The sequence below is a fragment of the Loktanella sp. DJP18 genome (assembly GCF_049310965.1).
In the GTDB taxonomy this organism is placed as follows: Bacteria; Pseudomonadota; Alphaproteobacteria; order Rhodobacterales; family Rhodobacteraceae; genus Loktanella.
In genome coordinates this window covers 1-3757 of the sequence record NZ_JBMERN010000219.1, presented here as the reverse complement: position 1 = coordinate 3757, position 3757 = coordinate 1, and the positions used below count along the sequence as shown (strand labels likewise).

2 protein-coding genes and 3 pseudogenes are annotated in these 3757 nt (G+C 59.3%); 2 read left to right on the top strand and 3 right to left on the bottom strand.

Annotated elements, in window-relative coordinates:
* Nucleotides 1-291 precede the first annotated feature (291 nt).
* Both ACOI1H_RS24125 and ACOI1H_RS24120 read left to right on the top strand, forming a co-directional pair.
* Nucleotides 292-588: pseudogene (locus ACOI1H_RS24125) on the top strand (transposase); the annotation flags it as partial.
* Nucleotides 578-979 (top strand): annotated as a pseudogene (locus ACOI1H_RS24120) (oligopeptide/dipeptide ABC transporter ATP-binding protein); the annotation flags it as partial. The pseudogenes ACOI1H_RS24125 and ACOI1H_RS24120, both read left to right, overlap by 11 nt.
* Before the next feature lie 6 nt (nucleotides 980-985).
* On the opposite strand, the gene ACOI1H_RS24115 reads toward ACOI1H_RS24120, so the two are convergent.
* From ACOI1H_RS24115 to ACOI1H_RS24105, 3 genes and pseudogenes are all read right to left on the bottom strand, one after another.
* Nucleotides 986-2284 carry a DUF2254 domain-containing protein gene (locus tag ACOI1H_RS24115; protein WP_422440747.1) on the bottom strand — a complete coding sequence of 433 codons (1299 nt, stop codon included), beginning with the start codon at nucleotides 2282-2284 and terminating at the stop codon, nucleotides 986-988.
* Between the two features lie 294 nt (nucleotides 2285-2578).
* On the bottom strand, nucleotides 2579-3082 hold the full coding sequence (locus ACOI1H_RS24110; RefSeq protein ID WP_422440746.1) for a hypothetical protein: 504 nt from the start codon (nucleotides 3080-3082) through the stop codon (nucleotides 2579-2581).
* Between the two features lie 211 nt (nucleotides 3083-3293).
* A pseudogene (locus tag ACOI1H_RS24105) lies at nucleotides 3294-3582 on the bottom strand (transposase); the annotation flags it as partial.
* Between the last annotated feature and the right edge of the window lie 175 nt (nucleotides 3583-3757).

Below are 3757 nucleotides of genomic sequence, written 5' to 3'. Positions count from 1 at the left end.
CTGTCGGAGGAGCAGCTTGAGTCACGCCAGGAGATCGATAGCGGCTGGTGGTAAATCTTCAAACGAGCGGCCCACATCTCATGTGGGCCGTATCACTTTGACAAACAAACCTTCGTTGACACATGAGGGATTCAGCATTTTTTTTCTGCGCCGTAATATCCTTCGTGCTGATCCAAGAAGGGCCCTCTCCATGATTTTGGCTAAGAAGGCTTATTGCTTTTAGGGTCTGCGGACATTCAGGTTTCCTATTACGCCTAATTTCTGATTCAAACTCTCAAAATGGAGGCCTGAATGAACGAGCAGCGATTGGTGGTGTCGGACATCTTGTGGCAGCGGCCTGAGCCGCATCTTCCAAGTAAGATCAGTGATGCCGGAGTCACTGCAAGGGACAATCGCATGTTTCTGGAAGCGGTCTTTTGGCGGGTGCGCACCGGGTCGCCGTGGCGCGACCTGCCGCCTGCCTTTGGTCACTGGAACAGCCAGTTCCGGCGGTTTCGCCGGTGGGCCAGGGCCGGAGTATTCGATTGTCTTTTCGAAGCTATGAGCGAAGACCTCGACCTCGAATACGCGCCTATTGACGCTTCTGTTCATCAGCCATGACCTGTCCATCGTGCGTTATCTGTCGGACCGCGTGCTGGTCATGTATCTGGGCCATGTCGTCGAACTGGGCACCACCGATCAGGTCTTCTCGCCCCCTTACCACCCCTACACAGAGGCGCTGCTCTCTGCCGTCCCCATCGTCGACACGCGCGTCGTGAAGTAGCATATCGTGCTGGAAGGCGACATTCCGTCCGCCATGAACCCGCCCCCCGGCTGTCCGTTTCAGACGCGCTGCCCGCGCAAGCACCATGTTCCAGGCGACCTGTGCGACCGCGAGGTGCCACCGATGCGCACCATGCCGGACGGTCTCCAGATCAAGTGCCACCTGTCGGACGCCGATTTCGCCGCAATGGAACCCGTGATCCAGATCGCGGCGGAACAGGCTTCAGGTCCGCGTCAAAGGCGACCCCGGCGCAGGCAAGTCCGCAGTGGCCCTGATGTCGGTCGCGATCGCCTCAAGGCGTGCAATGTCATCCGCAATCAGCATGGCATCACGCGAAAAGCTCATGGCGCGGCCGGATTGCACAATGGCACCCTTTGCAAAGATCGACGGGTTCAGCCGCACCAGCGCCAGCAACGCATTTTGCACGCTGACTTGAACCTCATACAGCGCAGCGCCGTCCCGACTGAGGGCCGCGAACGCGTCGCGCAGCATTTCGTCGGACTGCAAGCCGCGGATCCACAGGTGCGGAAATTCAACATCCGCCACCGACCGGTCCTGCCACAACGACAGCACGCGCGTCATGCGCCGCACCACGTCGATGGCCGTGCCGGGGTCATTGACGGCTGGCGACAGGGCGCGGCTTGCGATTTCCGACAGGGTGATCATGCCGAACCGCGGGTCCTGATCGAAGCTGCGGTTCATTCCGATCTCGAAGCAGTCGCGGATCTGGCCCAACAAGGCGTCGTAGTCTTCGCCGACTTGCCCGTTCAGCACATGCGCGAGAACAGAGCCATCATAGACGAACTCTCCCGGCAGGACATCGATGTAGATGCTGCACCCGGCCTCGTCGGCACAGTCGTTCAGACGGTCGAGGTTGATTAACTGGACATGGCCGACCGCATCGCTGCGCAGCGGCACGACCTCGTCAGGCAGCGTGTCGCGGTGCATCGGATTGGCACCCAGCCAAGGCGTCTCAAGCCGGCTGGCCATGGCATTGGCGGCGGCGTCCTCAACCCGTTTCATCGTATCATCCATACGGCCGAAGGTCGTGAGATGTCCGATCCAGCGCACGAGGTTGAATATGATCAGGACCAGCACCAGGATCGTCGCGGCGAACAGGATCACCCGCCCGCCTTCCCCGTAGATCCCGATCTTCAGACTGATGATCCCGACGAGCGAAAAGATGAAAGCCCCGATGAAGCTGGCCAGCACCTGCTGTGCCGTCCGGTCCGTCTTGAGCAGCAGGAAGGCCCGTGGCGTCGCGGTGTCGGAGGCTGCCGAAAAGGCCGAGACCATGATCGACACCGAAAAGGTCGTGACCACCAGCATCGACGAGGCGATGATGTTCAGAAGGTCGTCGATGGCGTCCGCACCGATTCGGAACGCCCACGACGACGGGATCAGGTCGCGCAACGCCATGGCCATCATGGCGGCCAGCAGTCCCAGCATCGCATAGGCCGAAATCGGGGCCCATATGTGCGAGATTAATCCTTTCAGCCGGTAGCGAAGCGAGGTGAGCACAGCTTTTGCAATCTTTCGGGCGGGTTGGCATGTCGGCGACAAACACGGATGCCGCTTAGCCTAAACTGACATTCCCCAAGTGGCTTGCCATCTGACGCGAAGATCGCCTTAGCAGGCCTGCGGATCAAGTAGCTTTTGCCTCTGAGAATCTCCTGCGTTGCGGAAACGCCTGAAGGCGGGTGCCTCATGCTTCGAACCGATGCCTTCAGCAATTACGTCATAAAGACACAGGGTCATGAAATGCATAACCGCACTCGGATAGGCCGCACGCCGCCAATGCGGGCATAGCACAGATCAGTTCATTTTGACCGTGTTGCCACAAATTGTCAGCAAGGCGACAACGATTTCGGACGGGTCTGCAATGCTGATAGCGGCATCGTTCGTTTCAGTCGTGCCACTGTCGCTAGCCACAGTGGCAGAAGTATCCGCCGCAACGGTATCGGCAGTTGATTGATCCGTGGGCATTGTGCCGTCCATTGTCGCGCTGCCATCGGCATTCAACGTGGCATCAGAACCTATACCGACTGGGGGGCTGTCCGCAGCCAGCGTTCCCGTTGTTGCAGTGCTTGTAACGGTCCCGTCTGCCTCACTGGTTGTCACGGCGTCCCTTGTTCCCGCGCTGGCATTGGCCGTAGACAAAGACTTTGCTGCAGCTTGGCGTTCCATTGGCGTGAGGGCTACGAACTCTTCGCAAGTCATCAGTGCATTGCTGGTATGTGCTGCGGCGAACGCGGGCAGCGATGCCGTAGACATTGCAACTGCGCTGATGCCGCCAAACAGGATTTTCGTTCTAAGCATCGCCTTTATCCTTCAAGGGAAAGTGCTTCTAATCGGTCATTCTGGTTTAATAGCCATTCCCGCTCGATAACGTCCTAGGTCGATGTTGGTTCCAAATGAGCACAAGCGCGCGGGGATGCTGAGAAAGTCGTGCTGGCCCGGAGACGAGGATTTTCAGCGCGATAGAAATACCTGTCCTGCCGCTTTTGTTCACTTTGGGCCTGGGTCGCGGTCACGCGCATGACGGTGGCGCTCGTAGTCGGCGGATGGCGGCGAGGATGTTGCGCACCATCGGGCGGTGACGGCCACTTCGGCCAGTTGGAAGGTGATGGCGCGGGCGTGACGCACGACGCGGGCCCCGATCTTGATCAGCTTGAGCTGGAGGCTGGTCAACGACCAGTCGGCCATGGCCTCGGGCAGCTCGATGCAGCGCAGGACGGTGGCCGAGTTGTAGGCTAGGTGTAGGCCAGCGCGTACAGTTGCAACCGAACCTCGTTTTCGCGAAACCGTCTGCACGACAGCCCATACGCGTCATCAAGCTCTCGCATCACCAGTAGGCCGCCGTCCGAACTGATCTGGGTGCCCCGGACGCCAGCCGCAGGCGAGCGTCGAAATCGACCCGATCACCCCGTTCCGAACCTGCACCCTGGGGGTGATACATGAAACCCGTCCCTCGCAGCCATCAACATTATAATT

What these genes read in the sequence shown, in the direction of transcription:
- ACOI1H_RS24110 (WP_422440746.1), bottom strand. Translation starts at nt 3,082, where the DNA reads ATGCTTAGAACGAAAATCCTGTTTGGCGGCATCAGCGCAGTTGCAATG.